At 35.6% G+C, this 24,724-nt stretch carries 21 protein-coding genes; 1 reads left to right on the top strand and 20 read right to left on the bottom strand.

The window, feature by feature from the left end; translation table 11 throughout:
* Positions 1–299: 299 nt before the first annotated feature.
* The 20 genes from VZD24_RS09485 to VZD24_RS09580 all read right to left on the bottom strand — a co-directional run bounded on the left by VZD24_RS09485 (position 300) and on the right by VZD24_RS09580 (position 23,924).
* Positions 300–560 (bottom strand): hypothetical protein, encoded by a 261-nt coding sequence (locus VZD24_RS09485; protein WP_279448341.1) that lies wholly within the window; start codon positions 558–560, stop codon positions 300–302.
* A 35-nt stretch (positions 561–595) separates the two neighbouring features.
* Positions 596–2,038, bottom strand: a complete 1,443-nt coding sequence (locus VZD24_RS09490; protein ID WP_342687613.1) for a hypothetical protein — start codon at positions 2,036–2,038, stop codon at positions 596–598.
* 90 nt (positions 2,039–2,128) lie between these two features.
* Positions 2,129–3,508 carry an RNA-binding domain-containing protein gene (locus VZD24_RS09495; RefSeq protein ID WP_279448343.1) on the bottom strand — a complete coding sequence of 460 codons (1,380 nt, stop codon included), beginning with the start codon at positions 3,506–3,508 and terminating at the stop codon, positions 2,129–2,131.
* Between the two features lie 124 nt (positions 3,509–3,632).
* A complete protein-coding gene (locus tag VZD24_RS09500) occupies positions 3,633–4,469 on the bottom strand; it encodes a DUF4365 domain-containing protein (protein WP_342688799.1) in 837 nt (278 codons plus the stop codon).
* A gap of 586 nt (positions 4,470–5,055) precedes the next feature.
* Positions 5,056–5,829 carry a M90 family metallopeptidase gene (locus VZD24_RS09505; protein ID WP_342687611.1) on the bottom strand — a complete coding sequence of 258 codons (774 nt, stop codon included), beginning with the start codon at positions 5,827–5,829 and terminating at the stop codon, positions 5,056–5,058.
* Between the two features lie 15 nt (positions 5,830–5,844).
* The gene (locus tag VZD24_RS09510) at positions 5,845–6,057 is read right to left on the bottom strand and encodes a heavy-metal-associated domain-containing protein (protein WP_279448346.1); all 213 of its coding nucleotides are present in this window, start codon (positions 6,055–6,057) and stop codon (positions 5,845–5,847) included.
* Positions 6,058–6,077: 20 nt separating this feature from the next.
* Complete coding sequence (locus VZD24_RS09515) at positions 6,078–8,339, bottom strand: heavy metal translocating P-type ATPase (RefSeq protein ID WP_342687610.1); 2,262 nt, start codon at positions 8,337–8,339, stop codon at positions 6,078–6,080.
* Positions 8,340–8,457: 118 nt separating this feature from the next.
* Positions 8,458–9,252, bottom strand: a complete 795-nt coding sequence (locus VZD24_RS09520) for a cation efflux transmembrane domain-containing protein (protein ID WP_008616466.1) — start codon at positions 9,250–9,252, stop codon at positions 8,458–8,460.
* An 18-nt stretch (positions 9,253–9,270) separates the two neighbouring features.
* On the bottom strand, positions 9,271–9,837 hold the full coding sequence (locus tag VZD24_RS09525) for a helix-turn-helix domain-containing protein (protein WP_008616465.1): 567 nt from the start codon (positions 9,835–9,837) through the stop codon (positions 9,271–9,273).
* Between the two features lie 263 nt (positions 9,838–10,100).
* The gene (locus tag VZD24_RS09530) at positions 10,101–11,903 is read right to left on the bottom strand and encodes an efflux RND transporter periplasmic adaptor subunit (protein WP_008616461.1); all 1,803 of its coding nucleotides are present in this window, start codon (positions 11,901–11,903) and stop codon (positions 10,101–10,103) included.
* An 11-nt stretch (positions 11,904–11,914) separates the two neighbouring features.
* The gene (locus tag VZD24_RS09535; protein ID WP_008616455.1) at positions 11,915–12,397 is read right to left on the bottom strand and encodes a DUF305 domain-containing protein; all 483 of its coding nucleotides are present in this window, start codon (positions 12,395–12,397) and stop codon (positions 11,915–11,917) included.
* A gap of 22 nt (positions 12,398–12,419) precedes the next feature.
* Positions 12,420–13,130 carry a PepSY domain-containing protein gene (locus tag VZD24_RS09540; RefSeq protein ID WP_008616453.1) on the bottom strand — a complete coding sequence of 237 codons (711 nt, stop codon included), beginning with the start codon at positions 13,128–13,130 and terminating at the stop codon, positions 12,420–12,422.
* Between the two features lie 769 nt (positions 13,131–13,899).
* Entirely contained in the window at positions 13,900–14,460 is a 561-nt protein-coding gene (locus tag VZD24_RS09545; RefSeq protein WP_027884427.1) for a DUF3347 domain-containing protein, read from the bottom strand.
* Between the two features lie 22 nt (positions 14,461–14,482).
* Positions 14,483–14,935: a heme-binding domain-containing protein gene (locus VZD24_RS09550; RefSeq protein WP_342687609.1), complete on the bottom strand. Its 453-nt coding sequence runs from the start codon at positions 14,933–14,935 to the stop codon at positions 14,483–14,485.
* Complete coding sequence (locus VZD24_RS09555; RefSeq protein ID WP_072316388.1) at positions 14,936–15,538, bottom strand: DUF3347 domain-containing protein; 603 nt, start codon at positions 15,536–15,538, stop codon at positions 14,936–14,938. It abuts the gene before it with no gap.
* Positions 15,539–15,595: 57 nt separating this feature from the next.
* A complete protein-coding gene (locus tag VZD24_RS09560; protein WP_008991354.1) occupies positions 15,596–15,982 on the bottom strand; it encodes a DUF302 domain-containing protein in 387 nt (128 codons plus the stop codon).
* A gap of 21 nt (positions 15,983–16,003) precedes the next feature.
* Positions 16,004–18,376 (bottom strand): multicopper oxidase domain-containing protein, encoded by a 2,373-nt coding sequence (locus VZD24_RS09565; RefSeq protein ID WP_342687608.1) that lies wholly within the window; start codon positions 18,374–18,376, stop codon positions 16,004–16,006.
* Positions 18,377–18,424: 48 nt separating this feature from the next.
* The gene (locus VZD24_RS09570) at positions 18,425–19,636 is read right to left on the bottom strand and encodes a TolC family protein (RefSeq protein ID WP_072316391.1); all 1,212 of its coding nucleotides are present in this window, start codon (positions 19,634–19,636) and stop codon (positions 18,425–18,427) included.
* Positions 19,633–23,373 (bottom strand): efflux RND transporter permease subunit, encoded by a 3,741-nt coding sequence (locus tag VZD24_RS09575; RefSeq protein WP_342687606.1) that lies wholly within the window; start codon positions 23,371–23,373, stop codon positions 19,633–19,635. The genes VZD24_RS09570 and VZD24_RS09575 overlap by 4 nt, the downstream gene beginning before the upstream one ends.
* 134 nt (positions 23,374–23,507) lie before the next feature.
* Positions 23,508–23,924 (bottom strand): HYC_CC_PP family protein, encoded by a 417-nt coding sequence (locus tag VZD24_RS09580; RefSeq protein WP_008616438.1) that lies wholly within the window; start codon positions 23,922–23,924, stop codon positions 23,508–23,510.
* Between the two features lie 290 nt (positions 23,925–24,214).
* On the opposite strand from VZD24_RS09580, the gene VZD24_RS15285 reads away from it, so the two are divergent.
* Positions 24,215–24,637, top strand: coding sequence for an HYC_CC_PP family protein (locus VZD24_RS15285; RefSeq protein WP_040459986.1), 423 nt, complete (start codon positions 24,215–24,217; stop codon positions 24,635–24,637).
* Positions 24,638–24,724 lie beyond the last annotated feature (87 nt).

Genomic DNA, 24,724 nt, shown 5'->3' on the forward strand with positions numbered 1-24,724 from the left:
TCAATGGCAACCTTGGTCTTAAAAGCAATTGTGAATTTTCGTTTCGTTCGTTTCATATTCATAAGTTTAAAGTTAAAAATTTTCAACTTAACTTATGGTCCGAATTTAAGGGAGTATTACATATCAAAGGGGAATCGATGCGCAAAAAAATGAAAAATAAATATTAAATTTAACCACAAATGAATCGATTTTGAGCACTTACTTTGCTATGCTCACTTTCATCCGCCGCAAGTGGCTCACTTTGTCCGCCCTATCCAATAAAGCAACAAATACGGTATTCATAATTCATAATGAGAATTTTATTTTGTGACTACACTTATCATTTTCTCCAATAATTCTGTTGGTTTTGGCCTTCTATATTTGTCGTCAATTTTGTTATCGAGGTAATGGGCGAAAGAGGCATAGCTCTCACTGATAATATCGTCAACTTGTTGTTGGTTTTTGAAGCGGTGGTTTTTCAAATTTATATTCAAATACTTGGAATGGTATTCCAACAGACAATCTTCAAAAGAAAGTTTACGGGTTTCAAAAAAGTGACTGTTATAAATTAGAGTGTCCATATCTATAATGATAAGACTTCTTACATTTTCTACATTCAAACCCTCTTCATTAAAATTGTGAGTGCATTTTTAAACCATCCATCAATTAGCTTATTCATTCCTGGCGTATTGAACATTCTGTAATGGACAATTAATATTGGATATATATGTGCTTTTTCAGAGGGTGCGTTTTTATCAAATGAAAGTGATTGGGTCAATATCTCTCTTATGGTGTCTTTAAGTTGTAACACTGCTTTTGACTTGCCTTTTTCATTTTCTACAAAGGTAATTTTAAGCTTTTCCAATACTTCATTATAATTGGTAGATTGCTTTATTTCCTTTCCTAAAAGAACATCTTTTGATTCAAACACAAATATTCTTTTGCCATTGCGCACATAATAATCCGGTGCTCCTTCAAATTCTGCATCCAATTCCTTACCGGACTTTTGTATAAATCTATTACCAAATATCTTCTTCAGTGTTTGATTCAATAAATATTGTTCAGAAAATTCCAAATTTTTAATGCCATAAAGGTTTTTTAACTGTTGGTTTTCCGGAAGCGTGGCATTGATGTCCTTAAAACGAAAATACAAGCCTTTGTAAATCATTTCTACAACAAATAATGGATAGATAATTCTATATTTTCCTTCATCTATTTTATAGAGCGGATAACTTCGAGTTTTGGTAAAATCAAAATCGGTTAACCTTTCATCATCCAGTTTTATATGTTTCTCAATAAACAATGAGAGTTCTTCCTGCTTGTCAGCCTCCAGATGTATTTCAGTTTGAGCCTCTCTTTTTGCGGTTAGCACGGGAAAAACAATACCCAATAATTTATGAAGATACTTCTTGAAATTTGGGACATCATAATAATTATAAAATGCCTTGATTAGATGCTCGCTACCTTGAAATGATTCTAAAAACTCAAAGAAACTGTAGGCTTTCAAAAATTGACAGTAAAACACCTTATTTATTTGGTAGTCTGTAATATCGAAACTGTGCAGATTATTTCCTATGAAAAAATTCGTGAGATTGCCATTAATATCATATTCCTTAAAATTTTGTGCTAAATCCTTACCTCGTTCCGTAATTGTTTTTTGATTGAAAACAGTGTAGGCCTTGAAAAAATTGATTTCAATATCTAAAAATTCCTCTCTGCTATATTCCTTATTATCAAATTCGGCTGGATTATCGTAAACGTACTCAAAATAGGTAAGACTACTCATTGGATATAGGACTTCAAAACTTTCTATATCGAAATCATTTTCCCTTGCAAAAATTACCATCCGTTTATAAACACTATCTGCAAATTGAAAATTGGCTTCTGAAAAATATTCTGGCAAAAAGCCTGTAAGACCAGAAAATTTAGAACCGCTATTTTTAATTCCCAATAGAAAAGAACCCATTAACAATCGCATATCCTTGCCTAAATCCTTCAAATAATGGTCTATGGATTTTTGTTCTTCTTCAGGAAAGCAGACCTCGAAAGTTAATGGCATTTTAATTGTTACACCCATATTCTATAAAACATACCTTCATTTCTAACTTTTAATTTAACAATAGATTTTCTACCCACCTTTTCTACCCACTTAAGGAAGTATGTAATTAATTTTCCAATGGCCACCTTTTGCTCCACCCATTCTTTCAATAAGACCAATATCTTTTAGAGCATCAATATTATTATCAATGGCAGTAGGACTTAAGCCTATTATATCTTCAAGTTCTCTTTTAGAAACTTTATTATCTTTATGAATAGCTCTAATAATTCCAACTCTATTATCAGTAAGATTATCTACCCACTTATCTACCCACTTATCAAAATCAAAAGGTCTTCTAAATGTAACAGTAAATATACCTTCAGTATTAAATTCAGGTGGCGTTAAATCTTCTTCTACCATTAAATCCCTCATTCTACTGATACCAGAACCTACTTGTTCTACCATTCTAATTCTTTCAAATAGACCAAATATCAAAGGATTTCTACTTAAACTTCTTTTTCCAAATTCATTTTTAGGAATGCCACTAACAAGTCCGCCAGGATTTGAAACTTCAACTCTATCAGTAAAAACTTCAATGGAAATACGCGCACCTTTATCATAATAATCTCTATGTGCCAGCGCATTGATGATTGCTTCCTTAAACACTGTTTCGGGAATTTCCCAGAGTTCCTTACGTGGCTGTGAACCTACACCCTCAATATCATATCGAACATTAAGCTTTGTTTTAAGCCAAGCCATCGCTTGAAGGAATTGTTGATATAGCGTTCCTGCCATTGTCTTATCATCAACAATGTATCTTTTGTCAATACCATCCAAGGCAATACAACGAATTACTGCTTTTTCAAAAAACGTTTCGGGGTTTTTTGCGAAAAACAAAGCGGCACCATTTTTAAGATAACCTTCTTTTGTAATCAGTTTAAGATTTTGAAAAACCTGCTCATTGGAAATCGTGGAATTTAAACCTGCCAAATCCCTAAACTGAATAATATTGGCATCAGGAATATCTTGTACTATATCAATGGTTTTACAGGGTGCTTCATCGAAATATATTTTATCGGCCTGTTGAAAAAAATCCCTCATTTCCTCAACCGTTGTTAGTTTTTGGGAATTAGGGCCTTGGCGTACATAAATAGCACCCGAAAGTACATAAGGTTTGCTTTCGCCCGAAGGCACTTCAATTAGCACCAACTCTTTACCATCAACCTCTAACGGATAGATTTCACAATGTAATGCAGGTGTTATTTCGTTTATTGAATTTTGAAGTGCAGAGTGCTTTGCATTATTGAAAGTAATTCCTTGAATAACATTATTGTCATCCACACCTAATAAAATAGTGCCTCCTGCTGCATTGGCAAAGGCACAGATTTCTTCTGTGACCTCTTTGACCTTGTTTGGAATATTTCTCTTGAATTCCACATTATAGCCCTCTCCAGATGCAATCAAGGATTTTATTTCAGCGGTGCTTAACATAACTATTGTGATAACTATGGATGATTCACAAAGCTATTGAAATTGTTTTGGTTATTTATTTTTAATTTTCTTTAGTACAGTATTTCAAGGTTAATTTAAATTACCAGATACTCTAATTAAAAAATCAATAGTGTGGCAGCTCGCCGTTATCTTTTATATTAGTAACGTAATTAAATAGGTTTAAATCGATGGTAATCCAATACTCTTTTTCAGCTTCAACTTTTTGTTTAAGACCCTTGATTATTTTTAAGAATAAATTTCTAAAATCTTCTACTACTTGAGCTAAATCGTGTTCATAGAGTTCGTAATAGTCATCTTTAAAAACCTGTTTGCTTTTTAATTTCAACTCTCTTAAAGACAGAATTGGATGCTCAATTAATAAATAATCAGCAATAAAAAAGTAATTTCGATACATCGCTTCAAAAAAGATTAAATCCACAGATTCTATGGGCAAATGATAATCCCTGTAACTATGTTCATCTTGGAAATTGTGATAACGTTCCAAGGTTGATAAGAATGTTTTCATTTCATTTTCAAAGAGATTTCTTGAATCTTGAAAAGCATATCTCAATCTAAAAAGTGATGGTCCCGATTTTTTGTCAAAAAAGTCCATATCTTTTGATATGGAATAATTGAAGGTTTTTTGCTTTGCAAAAGTTAAAAAATTCTTTTTTATGAAATTTTTCACTGAAACGAAATACATTTCCTTTTTTTGGTTGTCCGTCACACATAGAAATACTGGTACTGGAAAGCGATACCAATAATTACTCGTTGATATTTTTATATTGGATATGGTTAGTGTATTATCTAAATTCCAATCTATAGTATCTTTAGATTTGAGTTGTATGGATGCTAAATCCCCTGTCAGTTGATTTTTTTCATTTACCAATTCCACATAACAATCAATCCCATAATCTCTTTCTGTGACGGACAATCCAATTATCTGGAATGTGATTTGCAAATATTTTAAATGACGCAGATTCAGAAATGTGCTGCGGTACTCGTTGTGCTAGTTGCATATTTTCCTATTTATTCTTATTCTTATTCCGTGAAAACTTCGGTTTCCATATTGAAGTGCAAAATCGTAATTATTTTGGAAGCAGTGTACAAAAATAAATCTAAATGCTTATTTATTTAGAATATGTCTTTTTAATATTATTTCTAAATCTTTCTCCGAAAACCAAATCTATGTTTTTATCCTGTGAGAAACCATTAACAAAGAACAGACATCCGCAAATAGCGGACACGATGAATTTATTCATTGTTTAAAATTTTAGGTTTAATCTTAATGTATAGTAGAATCCCTATCATAAAGACAGGTGCGCTTAAACGATTAACCTAAAGATGGTGGGCCTCGGGAGTCGAGGGATGAGAGGTAAGAATTGAATTAATTGTTGGGTGGACGATAAATTGGCGGTTTGCTGTTTTGCTTATCATCAATTACATAAAAGCCTTGAAAATCAGTAGTAGGTTTACGATGTTATAAGAGTGTAACTAGGTTGTTTCTTATTACGACATATAACATTGGTTGAAAGACCTACCATATTTCAACTAATTGGCTTTTGATTGAAGCATTTAACCAACATTTTATATAGGTCAGGATGCTTCTTTTTAAGCAAGTCCGGACGTTCAAAGAAATACTCTGATGCAACGGCAAAGAATTCAGCTTGATTGGTACCTCCATGTTTTCTGATATCGGAATGATTATCATTTATCGATTCCATTTCTCTATGGATTAAGTTAAGCCAAGGTATAGCATATTTATGTTCTAATAATCGCTCTGGCACGCCGTCTGTCTGGTCATCTATTTTATCAATAAGATGAACAAATTCGTGTATGCCAGTATTACTTTTATCGGTTGTGTTTTGAAAACCGTGGTACAATGCTTTTTTAGATAAAATCATTTGCTTCTCAAAACGTCCATTCCCAACTATTCCACCAATATTTCTTGAGTTATCTTTACTACTAAATTGCATATCCTCATTAAAATTATCTGGATACAAAAGGATACCGCTTAAATTGGTGTAATGCCATTCTTTAAAACCAAAAACAGGGATTACTGCGCTTGCCGCAATTAAAATCTTGTCCAATTCTTCCAATTCAAACTGCACACCATCTATATAAACCTCACTTAAAAATTGCATCATTTTTTGCTGAAAAATTAGCTGTGCGTCTTTTGATAGATTTCTATAAAACAGCACATTATCCGTCAATAATTTATGCCAATGTTCTGGAAATGGCTTTACACTATGGCGTTTCGCTTTTCTGTAAAAATGAACAGCAAAGAGAATAACCACAACTGAAATTAAAATATAAGCCATATTAAAAGGAAAGTATTAATCTACAGATTCAGCTTTAAAGCCAACTTTTTGCAAGGTAGCCTTTACATCTTCTTCGGTTACACCATCGCTTTCAATGGTTAGGATTTTATCAGGATTAGCGGTATCCACTTCCCAACTTTCTACACCTTCTTGTTTGTTTAAAAAAGGGGTGACTTTTGATACGCACCCACCACAATTGATATTTGTTTTAAATTTTAAAGTTTTCATAGTATTGAATTTATTTATTATTAAAGTTTTACTCGTTTAAGTCTTAAGCTATTTGCAACTACGGATACACTACTGAATGCCATTGCTGCACCTGCAATCATCGGATCCAACAAAAACCCATTTACAGGATAAAGAACTCCCGCTGCAATTGGAATGCCAATAATGTTGTAAATAAATGCCCAAAATAAATTCTGACGTATGCCCAACACCGTTCTTTTCGATAGTTCCAAAGCTTTGGGAATAGATTGCAAATCTGATGTTATCAAGGTCATTTTTGCTACATCCATTGCGATATCCGAACCTTTGCCCATAGCAATACTCACATTGGCTTGCGCCAGGGCGTGCGAATCGTTTATGCCATCACCAACCATCGCTACTATCTTTCCTTCTGCTTGTAATTTTTCAACAAAAGCAGCTTTGTCCGAAGGCATCACTTCTCCTTGGTAATTTGTTGTTATTCCTACTTGTTTTGCGACAGCAGATGCGGTTTTATTGTTATCTCCAGTAAGCATATAGACCTCAATGCCTCTTTCTTGAAGCGTTGCTATGGCTTTTTTTGAAGTTTCCTTAATCTTGTCAGCAATGGCGAGTATCGCCAGCACTTGCTTTTCATTGCCAAAGAAAATGACGGTTTTCGCTTGCTCTTCGAGACTTTCTGCTGTTTGCATCAAGGAAGCATCGATTTGAATATTCTTTTCAACCATTAGTTTATGGTTTCCAACATAGTATGGTGAACCATTTTCTGTTTGAGCTTTTACCCCCTTTCCTGTGATACTTTCGAAGGAAGCCATTTCAGTTTGTTCAACATTTTCATCTTTTAAGTGGTTGACTACAGCCCCTGCCAAGGGATGTTCTGATTGTGCTTCGATAGCCAAAAGAATTTTTTTGTATTCATTGCTATTTTCAAGTTTATCCTTCCAAAGCATATCAGTTACTAATGGTTTTCCTTCGGTAATAGTACCAGTTTTATCAAGGATAACAGCATTCACTTTATGACCGAGTTCTAAACTTTCGGCATCCTTTATAAGGATATTATTTTCTGCGCCTTTACCAATTCCCACCATAATGGCGGTAGGTGTTGCCAATCCCAAAGCACAAGGACAGGCGATTACCAATACTGCTACAGAGGTCAATAAGGCTTGTGAAAAGGCATTATCGCCTCCTAAAGACATCCAGACAATGAAGGTTACAATGGAAATACCCAATACCACAGGAACGAAAATACCGGCAATCTTATCGACCAGTTTTTGAACGGGTGCCTTACTCCCTTGCGCTTGCTGAACCATTTTAATGATTTGGGACAATAAGGTTTCTCCACCTACTTTTTCGGCAGTAAATTGAAAACTCCCTTTTTGATTTACCGTGCCTGCAAATACCTTTTCATCTTTTATTTTTTCAACAGGAACAGGTTCTCCCGTAATCATACTTTCATCTACATACGAGCTTCCTTTAGATACTTCTCCATCCACAGGAATCTTTTCTCCTGGACGCACTAAAATGGTCTGACCTACTTGAACAGACGAAATAGGAATTTCCTTTTCTTCACCATTCTCAATAATTTTCAACGTTTTAGGCTGTAGTCCCATTAATTTTTTAATGGCTGAAGATGTATTTGACTTTGCCTTTTCTTCCAATAGTTTCCCCAAGGAAATAAAGGTGATAATCACGGTAGCCGCTTCGTAATATACGTGAGGCTCGATGCCACGACTTAACCAAAATTCAGGAAAAAAGGTATTGAATACACTAAAGAGGAAGGCGATTCCGGTACTCAACGCCACCAAGGTATCCATATTTGCTTTACCGTGTTTGGCCTGCTTGAAGGCATTGATGAAAAAACTGCGCCCAAACCAAAAAAGAATTGGAAAGGCCAATACCAATGAAATCCATTTGCCTGGTTCCCATTGCATATAGAACATTCCCAACACAAAAATGGGTAGCGTAAGTATCGCCGACCAGATGGTTCGGTTTTTTATGTCTTGATAATGCTTTTGCTGAAGTTCTTGCTGTACTTCCGAAGGGTCTTCGGCATCAATTATAATATCGTAACCGACCTCACGAAGCGCGTTTTGAAGTTGATTAGGACTCAACTCTTTGTCGTACTCTACAAGAACAGAACTGCTCGCAAAGTTTACGCTAGCATCAAATACGCCATCTGTGTGTTTTAAAACGGATTCAACGCTTGCTGCGCAAGATGCGCAGGTCATACCTATAACTGGGAATGATTCTTTTATTCCCTGTTTAACATTCTTTTTTTCGGTTTCAAATATGTTGATTGTCTCCATAAACCCATTCTTATTTGTACACTGCAAATTTCAGGATTAAAGGACTTTAATGTGTTACATTATATGCTGAATGATTTGTAGAATTTGCTGATTAAAAGAATATCTGAATTTAATATGTTTATTTACTCAAATTTAATATTCTTAAAGCACCTTGAATTACTAAAACAAAGACAATCGTTCCTATAATCAAATCTGGTTTATTGGAATTCAACCAGTAAACTAAAAGTCCAGCAATAATTACACCTGTATTTATAATTACATCATTTGAAGTAAAAATCATACTTGCTTTCATATGTGCCTCATCTTTACTCTTTGACTTTTGCAAAATGTAAAGACAAATTCCGTTTGCTATAAGTGCAAATATCGAAACGATAATCATTGTGGAAAAGTCGGGAAGTTTTTCCGCTCCGAAAAAACGCCTTAAAACTTCCAAAAATCCTATTGTAGCAAGTAGTATTTGAAAATATCCTGCAATTTTAGCTATTCTTTTCTTTTTGATTAATGTGCCACCTATTGCAAATAAGCTAATTCCATAAACGAAACTGTCTGCTAGCATATCTAAACTATCGGCAACAAGTCCCATTGATTCAGAAATCAGTCCTGTTGCCATTTCAATAACAAAGAAAGCAAAGTTTATTCCGAGAACCGTCCAGAGTAATTTCTTTTGGTTTTTATGTTCTTTGAATTCGATTTGGTCTGTTTCTTCTGTTGTGAGTAATTTTCCGCCTAAATTAAGTTGTAAAATTGATTGTTCTATTTCATCAATTTGACCTTTGTGAAAAACGGTCAGTTTTCGGTTAGTAATATCAAAATCGAGATTCGCTATACTCGAAACCCCATCCAATTTCATTCGGATTAGATTTTCTTCCGAAGGGCAATCCATTTGGGTTATTTCAAATATTGATTTTAGCATTTATTTCTTTTATTAAATTTAAATCTCATCCAAGGATTTTCGGTTTTTGCCCATCGATTTCTTAAACTGTGATGGTGTCATCCCAGTAATTTTCTTGAACTGATTGCTTAAATATGCAACGCTACTATAATGTAGTTGAAAAGCTATTTCACTTAAGGTTAGTTCATCGTAAACTATGAGTTCTTTTATACGTTCAATTTTTTGGTTGATGATATATTGCTCAAACGTGATGCTTTCTACTGACGAGAATAGGGAACTTAAATATTTGTAATCCAAATTAAGTTCACCACTTATAATATCTGCCCATTTTAAATCGGTTTCGTCGTTGGAATGATGTATTTTCTCAACAACCAAAGTTTTCATTTGCTCAATAAGTTGACTTTTACGGTCGTCAATCAAACTGAAACCTGAATTTTGAAGGGCTTCGGAAAGCTCTTTTTTGGTGTTTGCATTTAATGTTGACACTAATTTAACTTCTCCCAATTTAATAGAAGCATAGGATATTTCAAGTTGTTTTAAAATATTGGATACTGCCGAGATACATCTTGGGCAGACCATATTTTTAATATAGATAATCTCTCTCATATAATACTTGTCTTTAAAACAAGGTTAACCCAGATTTGTGTAGAGAATAGTAAACAGCAGCTATCGCAGCAATTACAAAAATCAATACTATCACAACAAAAGCTATAATTTTATCTTTTTTTGTGATATTACTTTTAGGTTGATGCTTCTTCCTTTCATTTTTTCGTCTATTTCTTCTGCTTTCACTCATTATCGTTCGCCATTATAAAACCAAGATTATTTTTTGGCCTTATGTAGATTACTTGATTAATCCGTAATTCGTTTTATTTTAAAGTTGCTTTTACCTCTCCACAGGTTAACATAGCCTCTCCATAATATGGATTTCGCACTTCTTCTTCCAAACTTATCCAATAGGCACCTTTATTGTTATTGGCCATTGGGCAAAACTGGATATATACATTTTGGTTGACCCCAAAAAGCTGTACACCACTTATCATATGTGCCGAAAGATGCTTGAAATGCCCTCTTTGTGCTGCTATGTCTGAACTGTTCTCAATAGCATTTGCAGATGATTTTAGTTCCTTTTGAATGGTCATCCAATGGTTATGCGCCTTTTTATCAGATAATAACTTCATATCCACTTTTTTCAAGGACTGGTTGATTTGTTCTCCTGCTTGTTGAGCACCCTTGGTATCATCGTTTACCAATGCATCCTTTAAAAGAATATAATCATCAAAAACCTGTTCTAACTGATTCTGAAATTTGTTTGAAACCCTAATTCTTTCCTTCATTTGAGAATGATTGGTTACATCCATATTTTCTCCAGAACCATCTTCTTGCATTCCCAAATGTCCTTCGTGTCCTGTCATAGTTTTACCTCCTTCTTGATTCATCATTGATTTTTTACCCTGAAGCTGTGCCGCGGCATCTACTGTAAACGTGCCGTTAGTTACCACTTCATCTCCATTTTTTAAACCTTCAAGAACGGTATAACTATCGCCAGTGGCATTGCCCAATAAAACTTCTTTCATCTCAAAAACAGCTTTATTAGGGTCTGTTTTGACATAGACCACAGAACGTTCGCCCGTCCACATAACAGCCGTTGACGGTACAGAAACGGTGTTCTCTGTGCTCGTTCGAGCACCCTCGATTTTTCCTTCCACAAACATTCCCGGCTTAAAGAGGTCTTTTTTATTTTGTAAAACAGCTCTCACAACCACCGTTCTTGTAGCAGAGTTTAATAAGGGGGCAATAAACGAGACCTTGGCGTCAAACACTTCATTTCTATAGGCATTGGTGGTTACTTTAATGGTTTGTCCTTCTTTTAAGGACGCAATTTGGTTTTCGTAAGCATCAAATTCTGCCCATACTGTATTGAGATTGGCAATTTTGTATAAGGGTTGTCCTTGTTTTACATAGTCACCTTCTTCTACCATTTTCTGTGTTACCGTTCCTGATACGGTTGCGTACACAGGAAAGTTTTCTTGTACTTTCCCAGAGTTTTCTATGGCGTTGATTTGCTTTTCTGAAAGTTTCCAAAGTTTGAGCTTGTTTCTAACAGCTTTATATAATTCTGGTTGCGATTCTTTCAAGGATGAAGCGGTAAGCAGTTCTTGTTGTGCCGCAACTAATTCTGGCGAATAAATAGTTGCCAAGCGTTGTCCTGCGCCAACACGTTCTCCTGTTGAATTAACGTATAGTTTTTCAATTCTTCCTCCAAAATATGTGACCTGTACGGCATTTGACTCTTCATTTGCTTTTATCTTTCCAGATAATTTTAGGGAATTATTTCCTATTTGTCCTTGTCCCACAAGTGACGTTTGAATATTGGCTAGAGCCATTGCGTTATCGGTCATTTTGATTTCATTGGCATTGAGGCCATCGGCACCCGATTCAGCTGGAATTAAATCCATTCCACATATTGGGCAGTCGCCAGGTTCTGGTTGCATAATCTGTGGGTGCATAGAACAGGTCCACATTTGATTAGTAGCAATTTCTTCTGAATGTTCGTGATTGTCTTTAGCACTATTTGTTGCCTTATCAGTAGAATCTCCACCGAACAGTAGAAAGCCACCTAGAAGGCCAACAATCAAGGCAATACCTATATAAATGATGTTTTTTTTCATTGTCTTTGTTTTTATTTGTTATTTTCTAATCGTTTAATCATTGCTTTCATTTCTGCAATTTCCTTTTCTTGTGCTTTAATTATATCATCTGCTAATTTCTTCACTTCCGGGTCTTGTATATCCGCTCGCTTACTGGTTAAAATGGCGATAGAGTGATGCGGAATCATAGCTTTCATATAGAGCACATCGCCAATAATTGGGGCCTGTACCCTCACAAGGCCTAACGCGCCACCAAATAGAACAATACTTCCAAGAACAATTGCTATATTTTTCTTTTTGTTTTGGTACATATTACGCATTGTTACAAACATAATAATGGCCATAGCGGCAATACCCAAACAGCTCATATAAAATCGGGTAAGACTAAAATAGACGTGGTCAATTTCATAAGAGTTTAAGTACATTGTAACGTACATTGCTATGAAGGATGCCACGAGCATACCTACAAATTTTGTGTAGTTGTTTTTCTTTGAATTTTGATTTGAATTTTCCATTTTATGTTGGTTTTAGTGTTACTTATTTTCGTTTCTTTTTAACCAATTTTCTAATTGTGGGCGACGATATGTACCAAAGTAAGAACCCACTTAATACTGTAATTAACCCTAACAATGAAAACGCCCGCAGGATTATGGTATTAAAGTTGTCCCTGCCTTGATAGTCCATAGTGTGGTTCATCCACAAAAAATCGAACCAGCGCCAGTTTCTATGACGAACGGTCTGAAATGCACCATTTTCTATGGCGACATAAGCCTTCAAGTTTTGTGGGGTTTTATATGAAATCTCATAGGCTGGTAATGGACGACCACGGTATTCGTGATGTGCATCTACTTTCTCAATTCGTTTTATACCCCTTATTTCCAAATCGGGCAGCATATATCTATTGGCTACCTGTTTTGCTTCAGCTTTAGTAATACCATTTTTTTCATTTCCCGTTTTAGCACTAAATAAATTAGCTTCGTTAATCCAATAGTACGGCTCATTGGCTATTTCCAATAATTTTAGTGTTTGGATTGGTTCTTCACTCGCTAATTGCTCAGTCCCCAATAGGTTGGAAAAAGCAGTTTGCCGTGGCTTTTCTTTTTTGAACTGGTCGCCGTGTATTTCATCAATGTCCGTCCAGCTAAAATACATTCCGCTGATAGTCCACATCAAGAACTGAATGCCGAGGAATATACCCAAGTATCGGTGCGCTTTTCGAATCCATTTTGCTGTCTTTCTGTTGACCATACTTTCTATAATTTAATTCACAAAATATTTGACAATTATTCCACCTACCAACCAGACGTAACAGATATAGGCAACATACTTTAAAATCTTTTCAAGCAATGGGCTTTTAGGTGCCATCCCGCTCATCGTACTTTCAACACCCTTATTTTTAAAGAACCCTAAATAGTTGTTTGTAAAACCCTGTGTTTTCAGATTTTTTTCTTGTTGTCATTAACCATTTTAATTTAAGCTCTTAACTAAATAATTGAAGTGCCAATGCACCACCAACTATTAATATTAGGATTGTATATACTGTATAATTGAGCCATTTTTTAACCACAGATTTACCTATTATTTGTTGGCAACCGTTCTTGCAACATTCTTTCATTGTTATAAATTCTTTTCTTTATTGTTATTTGCAAAACCATATAAATAATACTTGAAGATGAGAGGTAAACTTTAATGAACCAACCAAATTTTTACCCCTCAAAATCAAGCATCTTCACTAAACTTCTTTTCTGCGAAATTTTAATTTGCCCGACCTAGGAAGAGAGACGCTATATTTAGGGATTTAATCTCTCTCCCAGTTCAGGCTGCTATTAACCAAATCAACTTCTCTTTTTCAAAAGTTCATTGTGCCTGACTTGGGAAGGAACTAACACTAATCATCAACATTGTTTTCCTTCCCACGACAGGACTTTACAACTATTCAGGTAACCCTGTCATCTCCTAAGCTACTGTTAACTAATAAACCAGTATATTTAAAAGAGTATTAAAGGCAGGGGATTATTTATTGAATAGTTTTTTGCACTTTTCCACATTTAAGCATTCTGCTACCGTAATATGGGTTTTTTACTTCTTTGCTGGTACTCAACCACGCACTACCTTTATCGTACATTGGGCAAAATTGTTGGTAAAGCGTGTTTTTTGTTCCCGTAATAGCTACCAAATCTGTTATGTCCTTACTTAAGGTCTTAAAATGTTCGCGCTGGTGGTCTATGGCACTTTCAGAAATATGCTCGGCGTGCTCTACGGCATCTTCTATAATATCTTCTAATTCTTCTTGATTTTCTTTTGAATAACTGTCCGTATCAAAAGCTTTAAGAGAAACTACCAATTTAGACCCAGCTTGGGCTGCTTTTTTGGTGTCATCTGCAACCAAAGCATTTTTTAAATTAAAGTAATCACTTAAAATTGTTTCTGTTTTTGCATCATTTTTCATAGTTGTCATTTTACTATGATCCATTTTCATATCTTCGTGATCGTGGTTCATTTTTTTCTTTTCCTGTGCGTTGGTAAAAGAAACTGCTAACAATAGCACTGCTGCTATACTCATTTTTAAATTTTTCATTTTTATTATATTTAATTATAGTTTATAAATTGTCTTTTAATTGTGTCATAAAATTAATTACCTCTTTCGCTTCCTCTTCTGAAAAGGCTGCCTCACTATGTATCAAAGTGTAAGAATCCAAAGGCATTTCGCCATTTTCAATCTGCTTGATAATAGACCTTAACTTACTTGCTTTTCTTCGGCTGGATAATGAATCCCATTCGTTGAAATTAAGTTCAGCTTTTCCTTCTTTAATATGGTCTTCCAAAAACCAAGCAACAGGTTGAATCTTATTATACCAAGGGTATTGCGTATTATTGCTGTGGCAATCATAGCAGGATACCTGTAACTTTTTTTGAATAGTTTCTGGTACATTATTGACCAGCATAAAATCAGTTGACGGTACAGTATCACTTTGATTGCGTGTAGTCGGAATAAATTGAATTCCCACGAACGCTACCAGTAGTACTATTGCTATAATCTTTACAATTTTCATTTAGTTAATTTCACGTTGTACTTTGCCGCATTTTAACATTTGACTACCATAGTATGGATTGCGCACTTCCTCTTTAGTACTTAGCCAAGCTGTACCGCCATCATACATAGGGCAAAACTGCTCGTAAAGCTTCATCTCTGCTCCTGTTATAGCAACCATATCTATAACATCTTTACTTAAAACTTTAAAATGTTCGCGCTGGTGTGCTATATCACTTTCTGAAATGTGTTCTGCGTGTTCAACTGCATCCTCTACAATATCCTTTAATTCCGATTGCTGGGTATCGTTATATTGTGAGGCGTCAAAATTTCCTAAGGATGTTGCTAGGGTTGCCCCAAGTTCTTTGGCTTTGCCATTATCATCTCCCACCAAGGCATTCTTTAAGTTGAAATAGTCATTTAATACCGCTTGTGTATTACTATCTCCACCCATTGCCATTTCCCTCTTTTCGCCGTCGTGATGACCATCACTGTTATCGTGGTTCATTTCTGAATGGTCTCCATCCGTGCTATTTTGTTCTTTGCTGTTGTCTTTACAAGACATTACTGTTAAGGTTATGAATGCTATCGCAACTATACCTAATGTTGATTTTAATTTGCTCATTTTGTTTTAATTTAAGTTTGTGTTTATTAATTATTATTACTGCCTTTTTATAGTGTCTTATAATTTTTCAATGACGTTTTCCAACATTGCAGTTATTTCGCTGGCTACCTCATTCAATTTTTCATTTTTTACAGCTTGCATTGAAGCCATTGGGTTTACGGCCGCAACTTCAATGATACCTGCTTCGATTTCCTGTACTATGACATTGCAGGGCAACATCGTTCCAATTTTATCTTCTGCTTGCAAAGCTTTATGTGCATAGGGCGGATTACAAGCTCCGAGTATCCTATACTTTTTAAAGTCTATATCCAGTTTTTTCTTTAGTGTTTCTGTTACATCAATTTCTGTAAGGATTCCAAAACCTTCTTCCTTTAATCCTTGTGTCACTTTCTCTATGACCTCTTCGAAGGTTCCATTGATTGTTTTATTAAAATAATAGTTCATCTTTTTTTAATTTTTAGTTGTTTAAAATCTTGCTAATAGTCCACCACCCAATCCATATCGGTTATTGTAGTTAGCTTGGATTGAAAAATTGCGCGAAAGAATGTATGCAACCCCTACCAACCATTGTGTTTCGCTTTCAAATGATTTATTATTCTCTAAATCATTGACCCATCCAAAATCTGCTCTGTATTCGTATTCGCCTTCCAAAAAAATTCTTGGAAAAATCAATAACTCTCTGTCCAGACGTATTCTTGGGCGTAATTGGTGGTCTATACTCACATCTACATTAAATCGGTAAGGTGTAAAGTATTTAACCCCAACCAGTCCAACGGTATTGAACTCATCGTACGAATTTGGAATTTCAGTTTCGGTATTTACTCCTACATAAACACGTACCCAATCATTTAGGTATCTATTGTAATTTACTTCTGCTTCAAGGTTTTTGTCGTAATCGAACTCTGCCCTTAATCCAAATTCGTTACGGATATTGCTCGATGTTAATAAGAGTTCATTAAAGTTTGAACCTATACGAGCCAATCCCCACGAATAATAATGGTCTGTCTCATCAATAAGTTTTTGAACTGGATATTCTTCCATCCTTTTGTCTCTTGGCGTATCATAACTGAAAACCCTTGCCATTCCACCCATCATATGATACAATATGTGGCAATGAAAAAACCAGTCGCCATATTCTTCGTTATAAAACTCAATAACAACTTTTTGCATCGGTGGCACGTTTACGGTATGTTTTAGCGGTGAACGTTCTCCATATTCGTTAATTACCCTAAAGTAATGCCCGTGTAAATGCATTGGATGGTGCATCATTGTCAAATTGTTTAAGGTAATTCTTGTAACCTCACCACCATTAATCTTGATTTTATCGGTTTCCGATAGTGGTGCGCCATTCATGCTCCAAACGTAGCGTTGCATATTACCAGTAAGGTTTAGTAAAATATCATTTACCGGTAAATCTGCTTTATATGTGGTGTTTTCTTTTGCCTTTAAAAAATCATAGTTGAAGTATGTCTTTCGCTCCTCATAATCAAAAGAAGTAGAATCCTTCTGCATCATTGGCATATTGTGCATATGACCTTCCATTTTATTTGATGCTCCATTATGGCTCATTGACATCGAGTCTTTTTTCATTCCCATTGTATCATCCATCTTCATATCCATTTGGTCATTCATTTTGCCATCTTTCATCGACATCTTATCGTTCCCCATTTTCATCTCGCCGTCCTTCATATTCATCTTCATTCCGTACTTCTGCATTAAAACTTCGGGTGTATTCTTCTTCTTGTTTCCAACCATTGCAGGTGCTCCCATTTTCATATCCATTTTAGCCATTTGCTTCATCATCGCTACCTTATCAGGTCTATCAATTCTTTTGGCTGGGTAAAGAGTGCCATTACCTAACTGTATAGAGGTATGACCTGAACCATCTTGAGCGGTTGCGGTAATTTCAATAGTTCCTTCTGGAATAGTTACAATTACATCATACGTTTCGGCTATGCCAAAGAGAAATCTGCTTTTGGAAACGGGTTGCACGTCAACACCATCACTGGAAACCAACATTGGGTTACCTCCGCCAAAGTCCATCCAATAATAGGTAGATGCCGATGCGTTAATGAAGCGAAGCCTTACTTTTTCGCCAGCCGTAAATTCTGGATACTCTGCCAGTTTTTTACCGTTGGACAAAAATGCGGGATAATAAATGTCTGCAATATCAGCCCCTTCCATACGGTCTCTCCAAAATTTAAGTTGAGCACCAAAGGCACCTTCTGAAATGACCCTACTTAATGGCACTGCTGTGCCTTTTTTAACTTGATACCACTCGTTACCTCTTTTAAGGTTTCGTAATACATTCATTGGTTTTTCATTGGTCCAATCTGATAATACCACGACTAAATCTTTATCATATTCCAAGGTTTTCTCTTTTGGATGAATGATAATAGACCCATAAACACCTTTTTGTTCTTGTAGCATTGTGTGGGAATGGTACCAATATGTTCCCGATTGGTTGATTGGAATCCTGTATTGGAAAGTTGTTCCTGGCTCAATCGGTGGGGTAGTTAAATATGGAACCCCGTCGTAAAAATTGGGAAGTATCAATCCGTGCCAATGCACTGAAGTTTCTTCATCCATTTTATTGGTTACGTTGATTATAGCAAGGTCTCCTTCATTAAATTCCAAAACAGGCCCAGGGATACCTCCATTGATAGTCATTGCATTAGCAGTAACACCACCAAGCGTCATTTTATTTTCTTCAATGGTAAGGTTATACTCTTTAATAGGTCGTCCTTCTTCTTTTCTATCTTGTCCGTTGGTTCCTACTTGTGCAACACTTTCAAATGAAACGAGAAGTACAAATAGTATTGTTATCTTTCTAATCATAATTCTTTATTTTAGTGTTCAAAAGCCAATTTGGCCTAGTTCAATTTTTTATCTTGTTAAATAATTTATTAAAGCATATTCTGTAAAATACTCTTTAATGGAATCGATTAAATTGATTTGAAACTTTAACTGCAATTCCTGTACATCTAACACATCATTAAAATCTATAGTTCCAGTTTCGTAGTTTTTCATAAGAATTTCCTCGGCATCAATGGCCTGTTTCAAATTATCGGTTTGTACATTGAACTTAATTCTTGTCGCATTTCTATTATAAAGCCCTTGCGCCAAAAGTGTTTCTAACTTATTCAACCTATCCTCTTTTTGAAATTTTATTTCTAGTTGTTTCAACTCATTTTGTCTTGTCACAGACTTATATTTATTATTAAAAATGGGAATAGAAATAGAAAGCATAGGCATAACCATATCTTTAAAAGAGCTAGTTATCATTGGACTATTTTCTTGGTTAATATACTGCACTCCAAACCCTACCATAGGACCACTTTCCTTTTGGTTTAACAGCTCTGACTGCTCAACAGATTCATATAACTTATCATATTTAATAAGTTCCGGGTTTATTTGAAGGTTCTCATTTAAAACCAGAGGGTCAACGTCCGGAATCATCATTTCTTCCACAACATCCACCGACATATTTTCTTCACGATTCAAAAGGTTATTGAACAGCGTCTGTTCTGCCTGAAAACCCTGTTCTAGCACTTCCTTTTGTTGAACTAATTCGTTTTGCCTTATTTGAAGGCGAAGTACATCAACAGCTGATGCTTTACCAACTTCCAATGAAGTTAATGCTAGGCGTTCATAGGTTTGTAAAAGTTCAATGTTCTCATCCAGAATAAGCTGTTTTGCACGTATGGCATAAAGTTTATAATATGACTGGGATACTGACAATGAAAGTTTTCTTTTCGCAATTGCTATATCAACATATTGCGCTTCTGCTATAGATGATGCATAATTTTCCCTTGCTGAAATGGTCCCGAACCACGGTAACATTTGCATTACAGAGGCACTAAATTGCTCCATAGGCATATCCATTTCAGGAGCTATAGCCATAACGCCAAAATTAAATTCAGTATTTGGTAAGCTGTTAACTTCATTTACTTTTTCTTCGGCGATATTGTACCGCAATTCAAAAGCTTGGATTTCTGGATTGTTCTTTTCAGCTTCCTGAATATAGGATGCTAAATCTTGTGCATTTACTTCCGCGAAAGCGAAAAAAACAAGTGCTATTAAAATTATATATCTCATTTTGTAGCTCGTTTTAATTGAAATTCTTCTTTCCAGCTAAATAAAACTGGCACAACAAATAGGGTTATAAGTGCAATTAACATCCCACCAAAAGAAGGAATAGCCATTGGAATCATTATATCACTCCCTCGACCTGTTGATGTTAATACAGGCAACAAAGCAAGAATAGTTGTCGCCGTTGTCATTAAACACGGACGGATACGTTTTTCTCCTGCCTCAACTACGGATGCCCTAATGCTTTTTCTATCTTTAGGTTTGTTTTTGTCAAAGGTTTGCGTAAGGTAGGTAGCCATTACTACGCCATCATCGGTAGCAATACCGAATAGAGCAATAAAACCAACCCATACAGCGACACTTAAATTAATGGTGTGCATTTGAAAGAGGTCTCGTAAATTTTCTCCGAAAAAGCTGAAGTTTAAGAACCAATCTTGGCCGTAGAACCATATCATTAAAAAACCACCCGCAAAGGCGACAGCAATTCCAGTAAAGACCATTAATGACGTTCCAACAGAACGGAACTGGAAATATAGGATTAGAAAAATAATAGCCAAAGCCAGAGGTACTACCACGCTCAATGTTTTTTCTGCTCGTAACTGATTTTCATACGTTCCCGTAAATTGATAATTGATACCCTTTGGAACGGTCAATTCGCCATTGTCAATTTTTTCTTGAATAAGGGCTTGGGCATTTTCCACCACATCTACTTCGGCGAAACCATCTAATTTATCAAAAAGTACATAGCCAACTAAAAAAGTATCCTCACTTTTAATGACCTGCGGCCCTTGTTCGTATCTTATAGTAGCCAACTCACTTAACGGAACCGGACTTCCTTTTTCTACAGGCACATAAATATCTTTTAAATCGTTTGGATTTGCGCGTAATTCCCTTGGGTAGCGTACACGAATACCATAGCGCTCCCTACCTTCTACTGTTTGTGAAAGCACCATACCACCAACAGAAACCTGTATAACTTGCTGTACTTGCTCTATGGTTATGCCATAGCGCGCAAGTCGTTCTCTGTCAATATCTATAAGTAGGTATGGCTTCCCCACAATACGGTCGGCAAAAACTGCTTCATCCTTTACACCCTCTGCTTGTTTTAAGATATCTTCCAATTGTACCCCAAACGCCTCAATTTCTTTTAAATCCTGTCCTTTCACCTTAATTCCCATAGGTGCTCGCATACCAGTCTGTAGCATCACCAAGCGTGTTTCTATGGGTTGTAGCTTTGGTGCTGAAGTAACACCTGGAAGCTTTGTAACCCTTACGATTTCTTTCCAAATATCGTCTGGCGATTCAATTTCAGGTCGCCAATTTCTAAAGTACTCTCCATCGTCATCTGGAATGAGCTGTGAACTTGTCACAGAGAATGGGTCTGTAATTTTTGAGGCTTTATAGTCATCATCTTCTACTTCAATTTCGCTATTAGGGTTGGTTACTAAACTGCCATCCTTTAAAACAAATAAGCCGTCTTCGTTTACCTTAAAGCGTTGTCTTTTGCGATTTTCATTTAAAATATATTCAGATTTATATTGAATAACATTCTCATACATCGATAACGGTGCAGGGTCTAATGCTGATTCTGTACGCCCAGATTTACCGACTACAGTTTCAATTTCTGGAATGCTCGCAACGGCCATATCGAGTTGCTGTAGGACGCGTTTATTTTCCTCCACACCTGCGTGTGGCATTGAAGTGGGCATTAACAGGAATGAACCCTCATTGAGTGAAGGCATAAACTCTTTACCAGTATTACGCATAATCATCACTCCAAAAATTACAATGGCAGTTGGTATCGAAAGAAATAACAGCTTATTGCGCAATGCCCAATTTAAAATTCGAACATAATAATTTCTAAAAAGTGTAAATACACCCAAAAGACCAAAACAGATAAGACCAACGAAGATTAAGTTTATAAGGATACTTCTATCTACTCCCAGTGGTCTCCAATATTCCGCCAATAGGAATATGATAGCAAAAGCCGAAACAAATATATTGATGATGTTGGCGCGTTTTGACGTAATCTTTTCCTTTAGTGAAAGGAAGCCAACAACGCCAAATGCAACTAATATTAATCCAAGCGGATAGCCTAAAATTAAAGATAAAACGCCAAAAACAATCAATGCTCCATTTAGCATATAACTAAAAGAAGTTTTTAAATTTCTCTTTTTAAATAAATAGGCCGCAAATGGTGGAATTAAAAATAGGGCAACAATAAGAGCTGCGGTGAGTGCTGCCGTTTTTGTAAATGCCAATGGCCTAAACAATTTCCCTTCTGCACCAATCATAGTAAATACAGGAATGAAACTAATAATAGTGGTCATTACTGCCGTTAAGATGGCGCCAGAAACTTCGGCAGTCGCATTATAAACTACCGTATTCATAGGTAGCTTTTCTTCATTTTCATCAATATGCCGCAAGACATTTTCCGAAAGGATAACGCCCACATCGACCATAGTTCCAATAGCAATTGCAATACCAGATAAGGCGACAATATTTGCATCTACATTGAACAGTTTCATAGAAATAAAGACCATCAAAACCGCAACAGGCAATAATCCGGAAATCAATACGGAAGCCCTTAAATTGAAGACCATTATGATAATCACAAAAATGGTTATCAATATCTCTAAAGTTAGCGCTTCATCAAGTGTGCCCAAGGTTTCTTGGATTAGTTCTGTTCTGTCATAAAAGGGTACGATGGTTAATTGCGAAGTCCTCCCATCGCTTAATGTTTTTGATGGAAGCCCAGAACTTAACTCGTTTATTTTTTCTTTAACATTGTTGATGACTTCCATAGGATTGGCCCCATAACGAGCCACTACAACACCACCAACAACCTCGGCTCCTTCCTTGTCCAATAAGCCTCTTCTTGTAGCAGGACCGTGTGTTACTTTCGCAATATCCTTTATACGGATGGATGTAAAATCTTTTGAAGTAACTACCGCGTTTTCTAAATCAGATAGTTTCTTAATATAACCCAATCCTCTTATAAGGTATTCAGCTTGGTTGATTTCAAGCGTTTGTGCACCAACATCTTTGTTGCTTTGTTTTACTGCTTTTACAACCTCACTCAAGCCTATGTTGTATTGCCGCATTAATTCGGGATTAACATCCACTTGATATTCCAAAACATATCCGCCGATGGAAGCCACTTCTGAAACGCCACTCGCAGATGACAACGCATATTTCACGTAGAAGTCTTGAATGCTTCTTAATTCTTGTAAATCCCATCCACCTGTAACATTACCATCTTTATCACGTCCCTCAAGGGTGTACCAATATATTTGCCCTAATCCTGTGGCATCGGGACCTAGAGCTGGATTAACGCCTTCTGGTAGAAGTCCGGCTGGTAATGAGTTTAATTTTTCAAGTATTCGGCTTCTGCTCCAATAAAATTCAATATCTTCTTCGAAAATGATATAAATGCTCGAAAACCCGAACATAGATGAACTACGTATTGTTTTAACCCCTGGAATACCAAGAAGCGATGTGGTTAGAGGATAAGTAATTTGATCCTCAATATCTTGAGGGGAACGACCATCCCATTTAGTAAATACAATTTGTTGGTTTTCGCCAATATCTGGTATGGCATCTACGGCAACAGGGTCTCGAGGAAGTGAGCCTGTATTCCATTCAAACGGGGCGTTTACGACTCCCCAAGCAATAAAAAGTGCAAGTAGTAGAACGGCTACTAGCTTGTTCTCGATTAAAAATTTGATGCTTTTATTCAGCATTACAATGATTATTAAACAGTTATACATCGAATAATATCTTGATAAAATCAAAACATTAAACACAAGAAATTGAGCCCAAAATAGTATTGACCATAGGGCTAATTATTCCGATATTTATCGGAAACTGTTTAAAATCAAATTAAATACGTCTCGTGCAGTTTTTGTATATCCCGTATGAGAAAGGGAACCGCATAATCTCTAAATGGTACAATGTGTGAATCAAGAGTCTCAAAGAGATTGATATAAGAATGTACAAAAGAGACAACAAAGACTTGTTGCTCAAAATTTAAGGTGTTAAAAGACATCTTCAGGTCGTCCTGACCTTCAACAACTAATTGCTTATCTGAACAGCAGGAATCATCCTGAACTTCACTTTGACAATCATTTTTGGATAGTTGTTTATCCATTCCGCAAGTTTCAACGTGCCCAAATAAAGAAGAATCCACTAAAGTATCGCCACAGTAATGACTATCAATAGTAAAAGAAACTGTTGACAATAGCACGATAAGTGCCAAACAAACGGATGATATTTTATGAAAAACTTTTTTCATTAATGTTGCAAATTTATAAAAAATTTATCTCAATTTGTTTATTTAACAATTTTTTTTGATTTATCAATGTTTATTTTGCACGAAACCGCTTAAATATTATTTGCAAATAAAATTCTTTTGCAGCTTCCTTTATATGATATAAATCATAGTTCTGTTGAACTTTTAGAATTATATTTGTACTGATTAATTTTGTTGTTTTTTTGTAAAAAACTGATAATAAAATAATTGAACAGTTGAATTTTATTTTCCAAAATCCTTTAATGTTAATCAAAATTTATTAATCTTATAGTGTGAAATCTTTTTTTACTAAAATACTGTCCTTCTTTTTAGCAGTTTTTATACTGTTTTCCACCACATCCTTTACGGTAAATATGCACTTTTGCTGTAATAAAATGGTGGATTTGGCTTTTTTTAGTAAAGCAGAATCTTGTATGGAGACTGCACAGAAAAAAGATAATAATTCCAAGCAATGTACTACAATACAAGAGAAAGACTGTTGCGATAATAAGACCATCTTGAAAGAAGGAGATGACACCTTCAAGAAGGCCAATACAATTTCAGAGATTGAAACTTTAGTTTTCTTAAACAACTTCGTCTATTCTTATATCAACCTTTTTGAAGGTTTAGAGAAAAACACAGTTTCTTTTAAGGCTTATAGGCCACCTTTGCTATCCACAGACCTTGTAATCCTCAACGAGTCCTTTTTAATTTGATTTTCTACTTCGCAGGTTAAAATGAATCTGCATTGCCTCTATAGCCAATATTTCACTTCTGGCTAACATTTGTTGTACCCTATTCTC

The organism is Aequorivita flava (genome assembly GCF_038742595.1).
GTDB classification, from domain to species: Bacteria; Bacteroidota; Bacteroidia; order Flavobacteriales; family Flavobacteriaceae; genus Aequorivita; species Aequorivita marisscotiae.